Annotated in this window: 18 protein-coding genes; 8 read left to right on the forward strand and 10 right to left on the reverse strand. The window is 69.1% G+C overall.

Annotated elements, in window-relative coordinates; genetic code table 11:
* Positions 1-564 precede the first annotated feature (564 nt).
* The 3 genes from ACT7CP_RS08545 to ACT7CP_RS08555 all read left to right on the forward strand — a co-directional run bounded on the left by ACT7CP_RS08545 (position 565) and on the right by ACT7CP_RS08555 (position 2,220).
* The gene (locus tag ACT7CP_RS08545) at positions 565-1,173 is read left to right on the forward strand and encodes a recombinase family protein (protein ID WP_445441897.1); all 609 of its coding nucleotides are present in this window, start codon (positions 565-567) and stop codon (positions 1,171-1,173) included.
* Between the two features lie 128 nt (positions 1,174-1,301).
* A complete protein-coding gene (locus tag ACT7CP_RS08550; RefSeq protein WP_445441898.1) occupies positions 1,302-1,553 on the forward strand; it encodes a hypothetical protein in 252 nt (83 codons plus the stop codon).
* A 121-nt stretch (positions 1,554-1,674) separates the two neighbouring features.
* Positions 1,675-2,220 carry a CPBP family intramembrane glutamic endopeptidase gene (locus ACT7CP_RS08555; RefSeq protein WP_445441899.1) on the forward strand — a complete coding sequence of 182 codons (546 nt, stop codon included), beginning with the start codon at positions 1,675-1,677 and terminating at the stop codon, positions 2,218-2,220.
* A 69-nt stretch (positions 2,221-2,289) separates the two neighbouring features.
* Here the strand turns inward: ACT7CP_RS08555 and ACT7CP_RS08560 are convergent, their stop codons facing one another.
* The 5 genes from ACT7CP_RS08560 to ACT7CP_RS08580 form a co-directional block, all read right to left on the reverse strand.
* Positions 2,290-2,679 carry a tautomerase family protein gene (locus ACT7CP_RS08560; protein ID WP_445441900.1) on the reverse strand — a complete coding sequence of 130 codons (390 nt, stop codon included), beginning with the start codon at positions 2,677-2,679 and terminating at the stop codon, positions 2,290-2,292.
* A 311-nt stretch (positions 2,680-2,990) separates the two neighbouring features.
* The gene (locus ACT7CP_RS08565; protein WP_445441901.1) at positions 2,991-3,551 is read right to left on the reverse strand and encodes a dihydrofolate reductase family protein; all 561 of its coding nucleotides are present in this window, start codon (positions 3,549-3,551) and stop codon (positions 2,991-2,993) included.
* The gene (locus ACT7CP_RS08570; RefSeq protein ID WP_413962931.1) at positions 3,548-4,096 is read right to left on the reverse strand and encodes a TetR/AcrR family transcriptional regulator; all 549 of its coding nucleotides are present in this window, start codon (positions 4,094-4,096) and stop codon (positions 3,548-3,550) included. The genes ACT7CP_RS08565 and ACT7CP_RS08570 overlap by 4 nt, the downstream gene beginning before the upstream one ends.
* Before the next feature lie 125 nt (positions 4,097-4,221).
* The gene (locus tag ACT7CP_RS08575) at positions 4,222-5,262 is read right to left on the reverse strand and encodes a Brp/Blh family beta-carotene 15,15'-dioxygenase (RefSeq protein WP_445441902.1); all 1,041 of its coding nucleotides are present in this window, start codon (positions 5,260-5,262) and stop codon (positions 4,222-4,224) included.
* A 58-nt stretch (positions 5,263-5,320) separates the two neighbouring features.
* A complete protein-coding gene (locus ACT7CP_RS08580) occupies positions 5,321-6,058 on the reverse strand; it encodes a lycopene cyclase family protein (RefSeq protein WP_445441903.1) in 738 nt (245 codons plus the stop codon).
* Between the two features lie 18 nt (positions 6,059-6,076).
* Between ACT7CP_RS08580 and ACT7CP_RS08585 the strand changes: the two genes are divergently transcribed.
* A complete protein-coding gene (locus ACT7CP_RS08585) occupies positions 6,077-6,511 on the forward strand; it encodes a DUF2254 family protein (protein WP_445441904.1) in 435 nt (144 codons plus the stop codon).
* 34 nt (positions 6,512-6,545) lie between these two features.
* On the opposite strand, the gene ACT7CP_RS08590 is transcribed toward ACT7CP_RS08585, so the two are convergent.
* Complete coding sequence (locus ACT7CP_RS08590; protein WP_413962923.1) at positions 6,546-6,845, reverse strand: YrhK family protein; 300 nt, start codon at positions 6,843-6,845, stop codon at positions 6,546-6,548.
* A 102-nt stretch (positions 6,846-6,947) separates the two neighbouring features.
* Here ACT7CP_RS08590 and ACT7CP_RS08595 point away from each other — a divergent pair, with 102 nt between their 5' ends.
* A complete protein-coding gene (locus ACT7CP_RS08595) occupies positions 6,948-8,753 on the forward strand; it encodes a BCCT family transporter (protein WP_445441905.1) in 1,806 nt (601 codons plus the stop codon).
* 21 nt (positions 8,754-8,774) lie between these two features.
* Here the strand turns inward: ACT7CP_RS08595 and ACT7CP_RS08600 are convergent, their stop codons facing one another.
* The 3 genes from ACT7CP_RS08600 to ACT7CP_RS08610 form a co-directional block, all read right to left on the reverse strand.
* Positions 8,775-10,169 carry a TrkH family potassium uptake protein gene (locus tag ACT7CP_RS08600; protein WP_413962921.1) on the reverse strand — a complete coding sequence of 465 codons (1,395 nt, stop codon included), beginning with the start codon at positions 10,167-10,169 and terminating at the stop codon, positions 8,775-8,777.
* A gap of 7 nt (positions 10,170-10,176) precedes the next feature.
* Complete coding sequence (gene nhaA / locus ACT7CP_RS08605; RefSeq protein ID WP_413962920.1) at positions 10,177-11,466, reverse strand: Na+/H+ antiporter NhaA; 1,290 nt, start codon at positions 11,464-11,466, stop codon at positions 10,177-10,179.
* Between the two features lie 281 nt (positions 11,467-11,747).
* Positions 11,748-13,271 carry a SulP family inorganic anion transporter gene (locus ACT7CP_RS08610; RefSeq protein ID WP_445441906.1) on the reverse strand — a complete coding sequence of 508 codons (1,524 nt, stop codon included), beginning with the start codon at positions 13,269-13,271 and terminating at the stop codon, positions 11,748-11,750.
* A 169-nt stretch (positions 13,272-13,440) separates the two neighbouring features.
* Here ACT7CP_RS08610 and ACT7CP_RS08615 point away from each other — a divergent pair, with 169 nt between their 5' ends.
* Positions 13,441-13,833 carry a MerR family transcriptional regulator gene (locus tag ACT7CP_RS08615; RefSeq protein ID WP_413962918.1) on the forward strand — a complete coding sequence of 131 codons (393 nt, stop codon included), beginning with the start codon at positions 13,441-13,443 and terminating at the stop codon, positions 13,831-13,833.
* Between the two features lie 70 nt (positions 13,834-13,903).
* Here the strand turns inward: ACT7CP_RS08615 and ACT7CP_RS08620 are convergent, their stop codons facing one another.
* Positions 13,904-15,433 (reverse strand): SulP family inorganic anion transporter, encoded by a 1,530-nt coding sequence (locus ACT7CP_RS08620; protein ID WP_445441907.1) that lies wholly within the window; start codon positions 15,431-15,433, stop codon positions 13,904-13,906.
* A 171-nt stretch (positions 15,434-15,604) separates the two neighbouring features.
* Between ACT7CP_RS08620 and ACT7CP_RS08625 the strand changes: the two genes are divergently transcribed.
* Complete coding sequence (locus ACT7CP_RS08625) at positions 15,605-15,961, forward strand: MerR family transcriptional regulator (RefSeq protein WP_413962916.1); 357 nt, start codon at positions 15,605-15,607, stop codon at positions 15,959-15,961.
* On the forward strand, positions 15,958-16,434 hold the full coding sequence (locus ACT7CP_RS08630; protein WP_445441908.1) for a hypothetical protein: 477 nt from the start codon (positions 15,958-15,960) through the stop codon (positions 16,432-16,434). Before ACT7CP_RS08625 ends, ACT7CP_RS08630 begins: the two co-directional genes overlap by 4 nt.
* Positions 16,435-16,721: the final 287 nt, after the last annotated feature.

The raw sequence follows: 16,721 nt of genomic DNA on the forward strand, positions 1-16,721 counted from the left end.
CCGGAGGACGTGGCGCTCGTGCCGACGAGCCGTTCTGACGACTGGGCCCCGCGCAGAGGCGCGACGCACAGGCTGACGCGGCTCGGCATGCGTTCGACTCATCGACGCCCAGCGGCCTCCGGATGGGGACCCCCACAGAGCCGGGCTAGGACCATGACGCACGAGCGGCTGCGGGACTCGTCCGGGTGATGGTCCTGCTCTCCGCCCCCATGAACCTCGGCCCGCCACTGCCGCGACCGGGGTCCGTGCCGGGCGCCGCGAAGGCGCCGGAGGCCCTGCGACGAGGCCGGCCTTCCGTGATGCCGGGGGAGAACGCGTGACTCCGCTCGACCAGCTGCCGATCCACCGGTCGGAGCCGACGTCCGTCTGCGCGTGCCGCGTAGTGACCGCTGTCACGCGACGTCCCACGACCTCCGGGTCTCGCATCTCGTGCGTTGCAGGCGTCTCATGGTCCGACCTCGGGGCGCTGCTGCTTGCTGGCAGGGGAGTCTTGCGCAACTGTGCGCTTCAAGTAGGTGACTGACTCGCTGTGTTCATCGATGACGGTGAGACAGGTCGGTCGTCGTGGGGAAGCCCATCGGGTACGCGCGGGTTTCGACGCGTCAGCAGGACACGGATCGGCAGACGACTGACCTGCTCGCCGCCGGCATCCGACGCGACGACCTCTACGTCGACCAGGGCGTCTCCGGAGCTCGTGCATCGCGACCCGCCTTCGATGAGGCGCTGCGCGCGCTGCACGACGGCGACAGCCTCGTCATCACGACCCTCGACCGCCTCGGCCGGTCGACGCAGAACATGCTCGCCCTCGCGGAGGACCTGCGGGGGAGGGGTGCGTCGCTTCGGGTGCTGAACCTCGGCGGGGGAGACGTGGACACCGCGACCCCGATGGGATCGATGGTCTTCACGGTCATGGCGGCTCTCGCGCAGATGGAGTTCAAGATCAAGCGGGAGCGGATCACCGACTCGGTGTCCACGCGGCGCGCAGCGGGCAAGGACCTGGGCGGCCGGCGCCAGGCGTTCACCGACAGCCAGGTCGAGAACACGGCCCGGTTGATCGATGCCGGCGCTCCGGCCGCCCAGGTCGCCCGCGACATGGACATGTCGAGGGCGACGATATACCGGCGACTTCGGGATATTCAGAGAGCCGAAGCGGTCGCCGCCATCACCAGCTGAGAGGCCGTGGAGGGTGTCTCGCTTAGCCCCCCTTCACCGGACTCTTCACCGGACCGGTCTATTGAGACGGGCGGGAATGAGGGCGCCGTGGCGACGGGGGAACGACGCCGCTGTGTCAGTCTGAGCGCATGGCGGACCCGGACGCAGGCGACCTCGATGCGGATCTCGTAGAGCAGCAGCGACGCGCACGAGGGCTGTCCTACCTGCAGTCCGTGTCGATGACGGTGGCTGCCACACTCCTTGCATCCATCGTCATGTCGCTCACGGATCTTGATCGGCTACCTCGCCTGGCGCTAGGCGCCGGCATCGTCACGGTCGTCATCCTGGTGGGCAACGTGGCGCTCCGCTTCTACAACCGGCGCCGGCTCCAGCGTCTCTGAGGCCGTCCGGTGAGCGGTCCCCTGTCGGACGCGCTATTCGGCTGAGGGTCGGCGTGTGTGAGCTGTGGGTGTCACTGGGATCATCTGGTCTGCGACCGGCGATGCACGTATCGTCGCGCTCATGGTCGAGCTCATCCTCTTCTCAATTCCCTCGCTCATCTACTTCCTGGTGCAGGGCGGCGGGAAGCGTTGGGGGCGTGAGCATGCTGCCGGCCGCCTCGGCATCACGGGGGGTGCTGCCAGTTCTTATCTCTGGGCCCTGGTACTGCTCATCCCCTTGGGCGCACTGGGGTATCTGGCGATCGCAGTGATACCGGAGACGGCGCTGCAGGCGCCTGGCGTGACGGTGGCGGCCGTGACCTCAGTAGCAGCAGCTGTCGCAGTCGTGGCGCGGGCGGTGGGGGAGGAGATCCTGTTCCGCGGCCTGATCGGCGGTGTGCTCTTCCGTCGACTCGGGTTCGTGCGCGGCAACCTCGTGCAGGCGCTCATTTTCCTCGTCCCGCACCTGCCCCTGCTCCTGGTGGACCCGGCGATGTGGCCCATCCTGCCCGTGCAGTTTGTGGCGGGGCTGCTGCTCGGTTGGCTCCGTCATCGGTCGGGGAGTGTGGTGCCGGGCGCCTTGTCCCACGCGGTGGGGAACCTCGGAGCGGGACTGCTCGCGGCTTGAGTCACGGACAGTTCGGACGACCAGCTGTCCGGTGACCCATCCCCACCCGGACAGAGCCGCCGGTGCTGCCTAGACCTCCACCGTGTAGCCGAGCGCGAGGTCTTCGGCGTTGATACCGCGGATGCCCCAGTTCACGCGCGGTGTCTCCGTGATGGTGATCTCCACGCTGTGCGGTGCGATCCCGACCTCGGACGCGATCCGCGAGAAGAGCTCCCGGATGAGCGCGCGCTTGGCCGCCTCGCTCCTTCCCTCGAACATCGAGATCTCGATGATCGTGTAGTCATCCCCTCGATCCGCGGGGTAGATGAAGTCCGCAGGAGCGAGGGCGATAAAGCGGTGGAAGCGCTTCTCCGCCGGATACTCGAGGGCGACCATCACAGCCTTGTGGATGGCATCCGACAGCGCCTGCCGATGCGCATCCAAGGAAACGCGCTGTCCGTACACAACCACCTGAGCCATCCGGTAACGCTAATGGGGCATGGGCGACAGCGCGATGTGCGCCTCTCGACAGGGGATCCCTACTGTGACGCTTCCGGGCCACTGTCTGCTGCGACCGCAGCTTCCAGCTCGCGGAGCCTCTTGAGCTTCGCCCATGGGTAGAAACCCACCCAGGCCACCGAAGCGATAGATGCACCCATGATCATCGAGGCCGTGTCCATTGGTCCAACGCTAATGAGCGCCTACGGAACGCGCATCCGTCACACGGCGGAGCGTGCGGCACCAACGTGTCCCGACAGGGGATCCCCTGTCGGACACGCGGTGAGCGGTGCTCACGGCCGGCTGATGTCGTAGGTCACGCGGAGCAGCCCGTCGCCTTCGCTGCTGTGGTGCCCGCGCATGGTCAGCTGCACGTCGTCGGCGAGGTCGCCGAACAGGCGGTGTCCTCGCCCGATGAGCACGGGGGCGATGGAGACGGTCATCTCGTCGATGAGGCCCTTCGCGAGGAACGACTGGATGGTACGGCCGCCGTCGACGTAGACCCGTGCGGCTGCGCCGCCGTCGAGCATGTCGGCGGCGTCGTCGACCGTGCGCGCGATCTCCACCCGGTCGTCCGGATCGAGCGTCGTGCTCAGCACGATGACCCGCTTCTCCGGGAACGGCCACGGGTCGATGCCCTGGACCGTCTCGTAGGTGGTGCGTCCCATCACGAGGGTGTCGATCGTCGGGAAGAACGTCTCCCAGGTGAGGGCCGCGTACCCAGATGCGCCCGTGATGTGGGGTTGCGGGGTGGGGTCGGTGAGCCAGTCGAGGTCGCCGTCGGGGCGTGCGATGAATCCGTCGAGGCTCGTGCCGATGAACACACAGCCCTTCCAAGTGCGGTTGCGGGTCATGTCCAGCCTTCCAGGAGGTCGTCGAGGGTGCGGGTGGGCGGGGTCGGGTCGAGCTCGACGGCACGGCGGTAGAGGCTGCCGTGCAGGGCGTCGAGCAGGGTCAGCGAAGCGCGATGCGGGTCCACGTCCGGGCGCAGGGGCAGGAGCTCGAGCAGTGAGGCCAGGTAGCGGGCCTGCTTGCTCCACCCTTCGCGGAGGAGGGACGCGGCTTCGAGAGACCCGAGGTCGCGCATGAGGGCGCTGAGGCCGGAGATGGCTGCCGCAGCGGAAGGGGCGGCGAAGTGGGCGTCGAGGTAGTCGCGGAGCTCCGCCAGGTCGTCGCCTGGACGGGTGGGGCCGTCGGGGATGCTCTGGATCCAGCGCCGTGCCAACGCGAGGAGCAGGGCGTCCTTAGAGCCGAACCGCTTGATCAGTCCTGCGGGGCTCATGCCGGCTGCCGGTGCTACGTCGCGAAGCGCCCAGGGCGCCATGGGTGCACGCTCGGCCAGGGCCGCGTCGATGGCGTCGAGCACCTGCTCGTCGGATCTGCTCTTGGGCCTGGCCACGTGGTTAGTAAACCAGCATTCACCATTCTCCGTTGATGCGAGCCCCAGCCGGCCCTTCGAGTGGGCTGCAGGGCTCACGCGCACCACGTAAGGCCTTCGGGTAGGGATCCCCTACTGAGATGGGGTCAGGGCCGGTGCGCCTGGCGATCGGCTGTCCCGCCATCGGTGGTCGCAGCAGAGGTGGTCACGGTCCGCCAGACGCCTTGGCGTGCGTCCATGAGGGTGACGATGACCACGTGGGGGACGGTGAGTGCGGAGAGCAGGACCAGGTACACGCCGAGCAGATGCTCGGGTGCGTCTGCGGGTGAGGGGCTGCTGGCCGCGAGGGCGGCGAGGAGGACCAGTGCGATGGCGGTGATCGGCAGCGCATCTCGTCCGAAGCGCAGGATCGGGTGCAGGAGCCGTCCGGCTTCCACGTCGGCCCTGTTGGCGGGGTCGATGGCGGCGAGTCTGATGATGTGTCGTATGGCGTGCCAGGCGCAGAAGTAAAGGCCGATGGCGAGGATCGCGGGGACGGTGGCGAAGAACACCGTCAGGAGGATCGTGTCGAGCATGTCGGTTCGCCAGTCGCGGAGGGCGGCCGGGTCACGCCGTGCCGTGCGGTGTGTGCTCCACGCGTAGAGCAGCAGGGCCGCCCCGGCGACCACGGCCCCTGTGACGGCTGTGCCCGGCGTCGGGTGTGGGAGCGGGGTCGCGGGGGTGGGGGAGAGCACGGTCGTCGCGCCGGCAGCCACGAGCCGGTACGTGTCGCCTTGGGTCAGCAGTGGCACGATCATCGGCAGGGCGCCGCGGATCAGGAGCGCCGCCCCTCGTGCGCGTCGGGTGGTGAGGTGGGTGGCGCCGTCGAGGGCGAGCATCGCCCAGAGATCGCCCTGCCCCCAGTGGAACCAGGTGAGCAGGATGAAGAACGCGAACGCCATCATCGGTGCGACAGCCCAGAGGACGAGGGTCGCCCCGCCGAGGAGCACATAGAGGGCGACGACCGTGATGATGGACCACCACGTGGGGCGCTGGCCGGCGAGCCGTGCGGGGACGAGGTGGTCCAGGGCGCCGTGGGGGAGGCCGAAGACGACGAGGCTCACGACCAGGGGCACGTACTGCAGCCACGTGGGGATGCTCACCCCCGTGATGGACACGGCGACGAGCAGCGCGAAGAGCACCCGCACGGGCGCCGTGATCCGACGCCCGACGGCCTGCCGGGCGGCCGGCGGTAGCGCCCGCCTGTCAGTGGTGGAGGTGCGCACGCGCCTTGGTCCCGATGGTGCGGAGCGCCGCGGCGAGGAACCAGCCGACGGGCAGCGCGGCGATGAGGCGGATCTCGTCTGCGAGCGTGCTCGTGTCGGACAGGAACCGGATGAGGGACGCCGGTCTCGTCCGGGCGAACATCCGCTCGAAGACGACCGGGCACCGATCCGGGTGGTCGCGCATGAAGCGCAGGAACACCGCGTCGAGCATGCGCAGCCGGCGCGTGGAGAGCTGCAGGTCCGGACGTCTCCCGCGTGCCACCGCGCGCGCGGCAGCGCGGGCGCTGCGCTGGATGCGGAGGAACGCGTACCCGGTGCTCGGCCGTGTCGCGCCGGCACCGGTCCCCACCGCCATGCGGCGTGCGGACATCGGGGAGCGCAGGTCCGCGTCGGTCATGGGGATCACCCCCCGCTCCGTCCCGTCGATGACGTAGTCCGATGGCATCAACCCGTACCTTGCGAGCAGGTACTCCTGAAGCTGCCCGCGGTGTCCGGCGTCATCGGGATCCTGGTCGGCGAAGTACACGTTCTCGATCAGCGCCTCCGTGCGGCTCAGCGGGACGACATAGGCGAACCGCAGACCCTGGGACTGGTCGACGTCGAAGTCCATCAAGACGCACTGGTCGGGGTCGAAGACCGCGTCGTGGGTGCGGAGGCGGAGGCCGACGAACCGCTGCCACACCGTCGTCGTCCCGCGGCCGTCCTGTGGGAACGACACCAGGACCTCCGGTATGCGGTGCAGCAGGTCGTCGAGATCGGCGTGCGCGGACTCGCGTCCGGCACCAACGACCCGTTCACCGCCGTCGGAGCGGTCGATGCGCTCAGCGGCGCCCTGGTTCCGCTGTTCACGCGCCCGGGGCCGCACACCCGCTACGAGGACGACGAGGGCGAGGTTCGCCTCCTCATCGACTGGCCCCGCCCGGAGGAGCTCCTCGCCCAGTCCATGCGCGCGTTCCGCCAATACGGGATGGACCACGCCGACGTCGTCACCGCGGTGGTGCGACTCCTGGTCCGCCTCGAACCAGTGGCGAACGGTCCCGCACGATCACGGCTCGCCGAGGAGGTCACCGCCTTCACCGCGGCGTACGGCGCGAGCGCGTCGAGCGCCATCGACTCGAATGCGACCGAGGAGACCCTCAGGCGACTCGCGCATCGGCTCCGATTGGCGTAACCGCTCCGGCACGCCGCGCGCATGCCGTCGATGGTCAGTAGTCGCGACCTGTATCCCCGGGGGCGCCCGATCCGACGCGCGTCAGGTGCACGCGCCGGCTCAACCGGATGAGCGGGCGGATCATCAGCTGCACGCTGCCGAGGAGGAAGAGCCACGTCCCGGCGGTCGTCGTCGACTCGGAGAAGAAGAGCACACTGCCCACTACGAACCAGGCCGCCACCATGACGTCGTTGACGATGCTGGCCACTTCGTACTTGTGCCGGATGACGAGCTCCTCGCTTCCGATCGTGAAGCTGAGGGAACGGGTCGTCTCCGGGTCATCGTCCGATGTCATCTTCCGATGCAACCACGACCAGCACCGCTCTCACGGAGCAGGGAGCTCGACGGCACGGCCTCGGATTCGCGGCCGTGCGGCTCCAGCGGGCACCATGAATGCATGACCGACAGCGACCCGACCACCCCTGATGCCCAGGAAGCGGCCCCCGCGACCACCGGCCCCTCGCACACGACGCCTCGGGTGAAGCGGTGGGTCTTCTGGCCCGCGGCCGCGATCGTCCTCGCCTTCGTGGGCTTCACTCTGATCGCGCCGAGTGCCGCGGAGTCCCTGTTCCAGGGCCTGCAGACCGGCATCGTCAGCAACTTCAGCTGGTACTACGTGCTGGCCGCGGCGTTCTTCGTCGGCTTCTCAATCTTCGTCGGCTTCAGCCGCTTCGGTCGGATCAAGCTCGGCAAGGACACCGATGAGCCCGAGTTCTCCACCGGGTCGTGGTTCTCCCTCCTCTTCGCGGCGGGCATGGGCATCGGCCTCGTCTTCTACGGCGTCTCCGAGCCCCTCAGCCACTTCGCGTCCCCGCGCCCCGGCGTCAGCGGCACGGAGAGTCAGCTCGCGCAGCAGGCCATGACGCAGACGTTCCTGCACTGGGGCCTGCACGCCTGGGCGATCTACGTCGTCCTCGGACTCGCGCTCGCGTACGCGATCCACCGGCGCGGACGTCCCGTCTCGATCCGCTGGGCGCTCGAGCCGCTGCTCGGCAACAGGGTCCGCGGCGGCTGGGGGAACCTCATCGACGTCCTCGCCCTCGTCGGCACCCTCTTCGGCGTCGCGACCTCCCTCGGCCTCGGCGTCATCCAGATCGGTGCCGGCCTCGAGAGCGCGGGCCTCGCCGAGAGCAGCATCGTCAGCCAGATCGCCATCATCGGCGTGATCACCGCCGTCACCGTCGTCTCCCTCGTCACCGGCGTCACCAAGGGGATGAAGATCCTCTCGAACTTCAACCTCGTGCTCGCCGCCGCGCTGCTGCTGTTCGTCCTCATCGTGGGACCGACTCAGTTCCTCCTGCGCGACTTCGTCCAGTCCATCGGCGCGTACCTGCAGAACGTGGTGGGCCTGTCGTTCAACGTCACCGCCCAGCAAGGCGCCGCCGGCGAGGCCTGGCAGGGATCCTGGACCACGTTCTACTGGGGCTGGTGGATGTCGTGGGCCCCCTTCGTGGGCATCTTCATCGCCCGGATCTCCAAGGGCCGCACGGTCCGCCAGTTCGTCTCCGGGGTGCTCCTCGTACCGACCACGCTCACGTTCCTGTGGTTCGCCGTGCTCGGCGGCGCGGCGATCCACCAGCAGACAGACGGCGCGGGCGGCCTCATCGGCGCGGACGGAACCGTGGACATCGACGGTTCGCTGTTCACGCTCCTCGGCGACCTGCCGGCGGGCACCGTGCTGACCTTCGGCGCGATCCTCCTCATCGGCGTCTTCTTCGTGACGTCGTCCGACTCCGGGTCCCTCGTGATGGCGATGATCGCATCCGGCGGCGACATCGAGCCGCGCAACTGGCTCCGCGTGTTCTTCGCGATCCTGGCAGCCCTGCTGGCCATCGCCCTCCTGCTCGCCGGCGGGCTCGATGCGCTCAAGACCGCGGCCATTACCACCGCCCTCCCATTCAGCGTCGTCCTCCTGCTGACCTGTTGGTCGACCGTCATCGCCTTCAGCCGGGAGCGCCGCGCCTACGACAAGGCCGAACGCGATGTGCTCCTCGAGCACGTCGGTGCCTACTACGGCCTCGAGGTGGACGCGCCCCTCGAGCGCCCCGTCCGCGGGTCCGGTCGCCCCTGGGAGATCCTCCGTCGCCAGCAGAGGAGGGCACCCGCGGAGCCGACGGCCGCCACCGCACCGGCTCCGGCTCCGGGTGCACGGTCCGCGGCGTCGCCCTTGCCGGAGGAAGCCCCAGAGCACGACCGACCGTGACCTAGGTCGGCAGGACGGCGCCTACCCGATGACGGGACGGTCCTCGGGGTAGTCGTAGAGGAGCGTCCGACGCCGGATGGCGAGAGCCGACGCCAAGCCGATGGGGCCGACGCGTCCGGTGAACATCAGCACGGCGAGGACGTACTTCCCGAACGGGTGCAGCTCCTCGCTGAGTCCCACGCTGAGCCCGCAGGTCGCGAACGCGGAGATCACCTCGAACAGGATCCGGTCCAGGGGTGCGTCGCTGACGGTCATGATCAGCGCGGTCGCGACGAGGACGAGGGTGGCGCCGAGGAAGATGACGCTGATCGCGACCCGGAGCGCGGCGTCCGGGATGGTGCGGCGGAACACGCGGACGTGCTTGTCGCCCTTGCCTTCGGCCGCGATGGCGAGGAACAGCAGGGCGATGGTGGTGACCTTGATCCCGCCGGCGGTGGAGGCGGATCCGCCGCCCACGAACATCAGCGCGTCGGTGGCGAGCAGGGTGACGGGGTGGCTGGCGGCGGTGTCGACGATCGCGAAGCCGCCGCTTCGCATCATGGTCGACGCGAACAGGCCGTGCAACAGCTTCTCGCCGGCAGGTAGGTCGCCGATGGTCGAGGTGTTCGACCACTCCAGGATCGTCCAGAGAGCGGCGCCGGCGAGCAGCAGCCCGGAGGTGACGGTCACCGTGAGCTTGGTGTGGAGGTTCCAGGCCCGGAACCTCCCGCGGTGGGCGACGAGGACGAGGAAGACGGGGAAGCCGAGGCTGCCGATGAACACCCCGACCATGAGCGGCACGAGGATGAACGGGTCGGTGCCGAACTGCTCGAGGCCGCCGGCGTGGGTGACGAAGCCGGCGTTGTTGAAGGCGGACACGGCGTAGAAGATCCCATGCCAGATGCCGGACAGCACGTTCCCGTCGCGGACGATGAACGCGGGGATGAGGGCCGCCGCGAGGGCCGCCTCCACGCCGAACGTAGTGAGGACGACGATCTTCAGCAGCGACTGGACCTCGCCCAGCCGGTCGGTGCCGATGCCCTGCTGCGCCATGATGCGGCCGCGGACGCCGAGCTTGTGCGTGACGGCGCGGGAGAGCAGCAGGGCGATGGTCACGATGCCGAGACCACCGACCTGGACACCGGCGAGGATGATCAGCTGCCCGAGGAAGGACCAGTGGGTGGCCGTGTCGACGGTCACGAGCCCGGTGACCGTCATCGCCGACACGGCGGTGAACACCGCGTCGACCAGCGGAGTCCGACGGCCGTCCGCGGCGGCCGCGGGCAGGCTCAGCAGCCCGACGAACAGGACCACCGCGAGCAGGAAGATGCCCAGCGCCACGAGCGCCGGTGACCGGCGGAGGATGCTGCCGGAGGACAGGGCGCGGCGCGACGGAGCGTCCGACCTCTCGGCCCGCCCGTCCCGTCCGCCGATCACGATGTCCTCAGGCGTGCGTGCCGGTGAAGGTGCGGGCGTGGTGGCGGTTGCGGACGGCGAGGATCCCGCCGCCGACGATGGCGGCGATGAGGGATCCGACGAGGACGCCGACCTTCACGACGTCGTCCTGCTCGCTGCCGGTCCCGTAGGCGAGCTCGCCCACCAGGAGGGAGACGGTGAACCCGATCCCGGCGACGAAGGACAGGCCGAGGACGTCGGACCACCCGAGGGTCGGATCCAGTCGGATCCCGGGCAGGCGGGTCACGAGAAGCGAGGCGCCGGTGATGCCGATGGCCTTGCCGACGACGAGGGCGACGATGATGCCCACGGCGACGCTGTCGGTGAGCGACGCGGTGAGACCCTCCAGGCCGCCGACGGCGACCCCGGCGGAGAAGAACGCGAACACCGGGACCGCGACGCCGGCGGAGACGGGGGACCACCTCTCGGCGAAGTGGTGGGTGAGCGGGTGCCGCTCCTCGTGACCGTCTGCGCCCCGGTGGGTGACGCCGGCGCGGGCGGTGGCGATCGCGGGGACGAGCAGGCCGAGCGCGACGCCGGCGATGGTGGCGTGGATCCCGGAGGCGTGCACGAGCGCCCACGCAGCGAAGCCGAGCGGGATGAGGAGGTACCAGTCGCGCACCCCGCGCTGCACGAGGAACGCGAACAGAGCGAGGGGCACGAGAGCCAGCAGCAGCGGCAGGAACGCGATGCTCGCGGTGTAGAAGACGGCGATGATCGTGATGGCGAGCAGGTCATCGACCACGGCGAGGGTGAGCAGGAACGTGCGAAGCGCGGGCGGGAGGCGCTTGCCGACGACGGCGATCACGGCGACGGCGAACGCGATGTCGGTCGCCGCGGGGATCGCCCACCCCTGCAGCGCGTCCGGGCCGGCGTTGAGGTTGATGAGGGCGAAGATGCCGGCGGGCACGACGACGCCGCCGATCGCGGCGGCGATGGGAAGGGCCGCGACGAGGGGGTCGCGGAGGGACCCGGCGACGAACTCCTGCTTGAGCTCCAGGCCGACGACGAAGAAGAAGATCGCGAGGAGCCCGTCGGCGGCCCACGCGCCGACGCTGAGGTTCAGTTTCAGCGATTCGGGGCCGAACCGGAACTCACGGACCTGGTCGTAGAGGCCGACGGCGGGGCTGTTCGCGATCACGAGCGCGAGGACGGTCGCGATCAGCAGCAGGATGCCGCCGGTGGTGTCACGGCTGAGGAAGCGGGATAGCCGGGCGCCGCGGCCGGATGCGGCCGGGGCGTGGGGTGGTGCGGGTACGGGGGAGTTGTGAGAGGTCATGGGGGTCTTCCGTCGACGAGCGTGAGCAGGGAGCGTCTCCGCTCCGGCGTCATGGTCGACGGGAGCGGGCCTACTTCGCTGGCGGCGGGCAGCCGGCGATCTCGCCGTGGGCGTTGTTGCCCCACAGGCTCATCCACCCGTTGGTGCCGGAAGTGCGCTTGGTCAGCAGGAGCCGCTTCGGGTACGCCTGACGGCCAACGCGGGCGCGTCGGCCGGAGGCGGTCGAAGAGCGGGTCAGTAGCACAGGTCCAGCGTATCTAGGAGGTCTCGGGGATTGTCGGTCAGTGGCCGGCGCCGAGGTTGCCGGCGAGGCGGCCGTGCATGGCGGCGGAGGAGTCATTCATGCCGGTGATCTCCGCGTGCTTGCCGTGGCGCTCGTACTTGTACGTGATCGCGTCGAGCGCGGCGACGGTGGAGGCGTCCCAGACGTGCGAGCCGGACATGTCGATGATGACGTGCTCGGGGTCGCCCGCGTAGTCGAACTGGGTCGTGAGGTCGTTGCTGGATGCGAAGAAGAGCTCGCCGATGACGGAGTAGTGCGCGATGGCGGCGCCGTCCTCGGCGGTCCGCTCGGTGCGCTCGACGGTGGCGAAGTGCGCGACGCGGCGGGCGAAGATGACCATCGCGGCGATGACGCCGATGATGACGCCGATGGCGAGGTTATCGGTGATGACCACCACGACGACGGTGAGCATCATGACGAGCGTCTCGCCCACGGGCATGCGGCGCAGCGTCGAGGGGCGGATGCTGTGCCAGTCGAAGGTGCCGACCGAGACCATGATCATCACCGCCACGAGCGCCGCCATCGGGATGATGGCGACGATGTCGCCGAGGCCGACGACGAGGATCAGCAGGAACACCCCGGCGAGGAAGGTGCTGATGCGGGTGCGGGCGCCGGAGGCCTTCACGTTGATCATCGTCTGGCCGATCATCGCGCAGCCGCCCATTCCGCCGAAGAGGCCGGAGAGGATGTTGGCGCCGCCCTGGCCGAGCGTCTCGCGGGTCTTGCTCGAGGGGGTATCGGTGATGTCGTCGACGAGCTTCGCGGTCATGAGGGACTCGAGGATGCCGACGAGCGCGACGGCCAGCGCGTACGGGGCGATGATCTGCAGGGTCTCCAGCGTCAGCGGGATGTTGGGGATGAAGAGGCTCGGCAGGCTGTCCGGGAGCGCGCCCTCGTCGCCGACGGTGGGCACGGCGAGGGCGGTGACGACGACGGCGACCGTGACGACGACGATCGCGACCAGCGGTGCCGGGACCACCTTGGTGAGCCGCGGCATCACGACCATGATCACGATGCCGACCGCGACGAGCGGGTACACGAGCCAGGGGACGCCGACGAGGTTGGGGATCTGCGCGGAGAAGATGAGGATCGCGAGCGCGTTGACGAAGCCGACCATCACGGACCGGGGGATGAAGCGCATGAGCCGCGCCACCCCGAGGAACCCGAGGACGATCTGGAGGAGCCCGCCGAGCATGACGGTGGCGATGAGGTAGTCGAGGCCGTGGTCGCGGACGACGGGTGCGACCACGAGGGCGATGGCACCGGTGGCGGCCGTGATCATCGCGGGGCGCCCGCCGAGGAACGCGATGGCGACGGCCATCACGAACGACGAGAAGAGGCCCACCCGGGGGTCGACCCCGGCGATGATCGAGAACGAGATCGCCTCGGGAATGAGGGCCAGCGCGACGACGAGGCCGGCGAGGACTTCACGGCCGAGCAGGCGCGGATGCTTCAGCGCCTCCAGCACGGTGGGGCTGGTGTGCCGGACTGCGGGCGTGCGGAAGGCGGGGGCTGCGGGCATGTCGACTCCGTGAAGAAGGAAGAGCAAGGGGAGGGTGCCCGTGACCCGGAGGTGGGCGCAGTGCGCGTCCCGGTGCGGCAGGCTAGGGGTTTGGCGTCGACGATCAGGTCGCGCTCATCTCCCTATCCTAACGTAAGGGTAGGTTCCATGCGAGCGGAGAGGACGGCCGATGACTGCGACGGAGAGCGTCACGACCATGCACATCGGCGAGATCGCCGACCGGACGGGGCTGTCCCACCGCACCATCCGGCACTACGACGAGATCGGTCTGCTGCCCGCGTCCGGTCGTACGGAGGGCGGGTTCCGGCTGTACACGCAGGAGGACCTCGACACCCTGCTGCTCATCCGCCGCATGAAGCCGCTCGGGTTCAGCCTCGAAGAGATGATGGAGCTCCTGAAGGTCGTCGCGAGCATCAGCGACGACCAGGCGACCGGCCCCGAGATGGCCGACCGGCGTGAAGCCCTGTCCGCGTTCATCGCTGATGCTGAGCAGCGTCGGGCGAAGCTCGTCGAGCAGCTTGCGCAGGCGGACGAGTTCCTCGGGATGCTCCGCCGCCGCTGACCCGCGAGGAGGCGCGGCACGACTACGGTCACATCGAGGTCGACGCCAGCCTGCCCGCCCGGAGCTCTGCTCAGTGTCCGCCGCCGAGGTTCCCGGCGAGGCGGGTGTGCATGGCGGTGGAGGCGGCGTTCATGCCGACGATCTCCACCTCCTTGCCGTACTGGTGGTACTTCGTGGTGATCGCATCCAGGGTCGCGACGGTGGAGGCGTCCCAGACGTGGGATCCGCTCATGTCGATGAGGATCCGGTCGGGGTCGCCCTTGTAGTCGAACTGGGTGGTGAGGTCGTTGCTGGAGGCGAAGAACAGCTCCCCGTCGACCTCGTAGTGCGCCGTCTCGGCGCCGGCGGGGTCGGTGCTGATGCGGCGGTCGACGGTGGCGAAGTGCGCGACCCGGCGGGCGAAGACGACCATCGCGACGACCACGCCGGCGACCACGCCGATGGCGAGGTTGTGGGTGGCGACGACGATGACGACGGTGAGGACCATGACGGCGGTCTCCCCGATCGGCATGCGCTTCAGCGTCGACGGGCGGACGCTGTGCCAGTCGAAGGTGCCGACGGACACGATGATCATCACCGCGACCAGGGCGGCCATCGGGATGATCGCGACGATGTCGCCAAGGCCCACCACCAGGACCAGGACGAAGACCCCGGCGAGGAAGGTAGAAATGCGGGTGCGGGCACCGGAGGCCTTCACGTTGATGAGGGTCTGGCCGATCATCGCGCAGCCGCCCATGCCGCCGAAGAACCCGGAGAGCATGTTCGCCGCGCCTTGGCCCCATGCCTCGCGGGTCTTGTTGCTGGGCGAGTCGGTGATGTCGTCGACGAGCTTCGCGGTCATCAGCGACTCGAGGATCCCGACCACCGCCATCGCTGCCGCGTACGGGGCGATGATGCGGAAGGTCTCGAAGGTGAGGGGCACGTCGGGGAAGAACAGCGACGGGAGGCTGCGGGGCAGCTCGCCCTCGTCTCCCACCCGGGGGACGCCGATGCCCATGACGATCACCGCGGCGGTCAGCAGCACGATCGCGACCAGTGGTGCCGGGATGACCTTCGTCAGCTTCGGCATGAACACGATGATCAAGAGGCCGACCGCGACCAGCGGGTACACGGCCCACGGGACCCCGATCAGCTGCGGCAGCTGCGAGGTGAAGATGAGGATCGCCAACGCGTTCACGAACCCGACCATCACCGACCGCGGGATGAAGCGCATCAGCTTCGCGACGCCGATCACCGCGAACAGGATCTGGAAGACCCCGGCGAGGATCACCGTGGCGATGAAGTAGTCGAGGCCGTACTCCCGAGCAACTGGCGCGATCACGAGGGCGATGGCTCCGGTCGCGGCGGTGATCATCGCGGGGCGACCGCCGAGGAACGCGATGGACACCGCCATCACGAACGAGGAGAACAGGCCGATCCGCGGATCGACGCCGGCGATGATCGAGAACGAGATCGCCTCCGGGATCAGCGCGAGAGCGACGACGAGGCCGGCGAGGACCTCGCGGCTGAGCATGCGCGGGTTCTTCAGGGTCTCGAGGACGGTGGGGCCTGCGGGTGGCCTGTGTCGGACGGGGGTGAGGGTTGCGGTACGTGTGGCCATGGAGAGGCTCCGTTCTGTCGCGGGCTTCGCGCCCGCTCTGGTGAGGTCTGGGGCGCGTCGCTGCGCAGGTCGTGCTGCCGCCACCCGAGGTGGAAGCGGAAAGGATCAGAGCCGAGCTCCTGCACGCTACTCTAACGTAAGAGTAGTGTTGATGTCATGTCGGGAGGTGGAATGCAGGTGCAGATGCGTCACGACGGGATGCGTTCCATCGGGCAGCTCGCGGGCGTGACCGGGCTGACCCTGCGTGCGATTCGGCACTACGAGGAGGCCGGTCTCATCCGCCCGGCCGCCCGCACGCGGGGCGGGTTGCGCCGCTACGACCAAGCGGACGTCGACCGGCTTCGCCTGATCCAGTGGCTGCGTGCGTTGGACTTCTCGCTCGAGCAGATCCGCGGGGAGCTCGACGCGAGCCACCTTGACCGCATCGTCTTCGTTCAGAAGGTCACGGTTCGCCTCGGTGAGGAGCGCGACGAGCTCGCCGCGGCCGGCGCAGCGATCGACCGCCTCCGCGAACTACTTCCCCGATGACCCGCACGCCGAACGAGGAGCACATGAGCGTCATGGAACCCGACCGCAGTGCCAGCTTCGTGCACCCGCTGGCCCGCTTGGACGCGCACCTCGTCCAGGACTTCATGCTCACCAAGATCACCCTGCTGTGCGCACAGGACGCCGACCTCGACGAGTGGCGCTTCGAGCTCGCCGCGATGGACGATGCCAGCGCCCCCGACACCCGCAGCGGCAACACGTTCCTGTTCGCCCTCACATTGCTGCGCTACCTGCACGCTCTCACGTGCGCGACCACGCCCGACGCAGCGCCGGACCTGCTGACGTTCCCGCCCGGATTCCTCGACGCTGTCACCTCCGGCGATGGGCCCCAAGCGGCAGCGATCTGGTACCAGGACGCACTCGGCAGCTCGACCTCCATGAGGGCGCCCCGGCTGTGGGAGATGACGGCGGAGTACTTGCCGCCATTGATGCCATGCCGCGGCCTCACCCCGTAGCTCTGACTACGTTCCTCCCGCCGCCGTATGAGACCGGCACCGCGTAGATGACCGCCAAGGACCCCCGCATCACACACGGTCGGGTTGACGCCGAGAGAGCGTCCGGATAGGGATCCCCTATCGGGACGGCAAGAGCGACGCGTTTGGGGTCGATCCAGGCCGCAGCAGCGCGGTCAGGTTCGATGGCGCGTGCGTCGCGTTGGGCTGACTGAGCTCGCGAAGACCGTGCGGGCGTCCGGAGAGGCTTTCGCTCCGCGAGGATGAGGCGCTGCTTGTCGACAGAGCGG

Source organism: Clavibacter rahimiani, assembly GCF_052654495.1.

What these genes read in the sequence shown, in the direction of transcription:
- ACT7CP_RS08550 (WP_445441898.1), top strand. Translation starts at nt 1,302, where the DNA reads ATGGCGGACCCGGACGCAGGCGACCTCGATGCGGATCTCGTAGAGCAG.
- ACT7CP_RS08555 (WP_445441899.1), top strand. Translation starts at nt 1,675, where the DNA reads ATGGTCGAGCTCATCCTCTTCTCAATTCCCTCGCTCATCTACTTCCTG.
- ACT7CP_RS08560 (WP_445441900.1), bottom strand. Translation starts at nt 2,679, where the DNA reads ATGGCTCAGGTGGTTGTGTACGGACAGCGCGTTTCCTTGGATGCGCAT.
- ACT7CP_RS08565 (WP_445441901.1), bottom strand. Translation starts at nt 3,551, where the DNA reads ATGACCCGCAACCGCACTTGGAAGGGCTGTGTGTTCATCGGCACGAGC.
- ACT7CP_RS08590 (WP_413962923.1), bottom strand. Translation starts at nt 6,845, where the DNA reads ATGACATCGGACGATGACCCGGAGACGACCCGTTCCCTCAGCTTCACG.
- ACT7CP_RS08595 (WP_445441905.1), top strand. Translation starts at nt 6,948, where the DNA reads ATGACCGACAGCGACCCGACCACCCCTGATGCCCAGGAAGCGGCCCCC.
- nhaA (WP_413962920.1), bottom strand. Translation starts at nt 11,466, where the DNA reads ATGACCTCTCACAACTCCCCCGTACCCGCACCACCCCACGCCCCGGCC.
- ACT7CP_RS08610 (WP_445441906.1), bottom strand. Translation starts at nt 13,271, where the DNA reads ATGCCCGCAGCCCCCGCCTTCCGCACGCCCGCAGTCCGGCACACCAGC.
- ACT7CP_RS08615 (WP_413962918.1), top strand. Translation starts at nt 13,441, where the DNA reads ATGACTGCGACGGAGAGCGTCACGACCATGCACATCGGCGAGATCGCC.
- ACT7CP_RS08620 (WP_445441907.1), bottom strand. Translation starts at nt 15,433, where the DNA reads ATGGCCACACGTACCGCAACCCTCACCCCCGTCCGACACAGGCCACCC.
- ACT7CP_RS08625 (WP_413962916.1), top strand. Translation starts at nt 15,605, where the DNA reads ATGCAGGTGCAGATGCGTCACGACGGGATGCGTTCCATCGGGCAGCTC.
- ACT7CP_RS08630 (WP_445441908.1), top strand. Translation starts at nt 15,958, where the DNA reads ATGACCCGCACGCCGAACGAGGAGCACATGAGCGTCATGGAACCCGAC.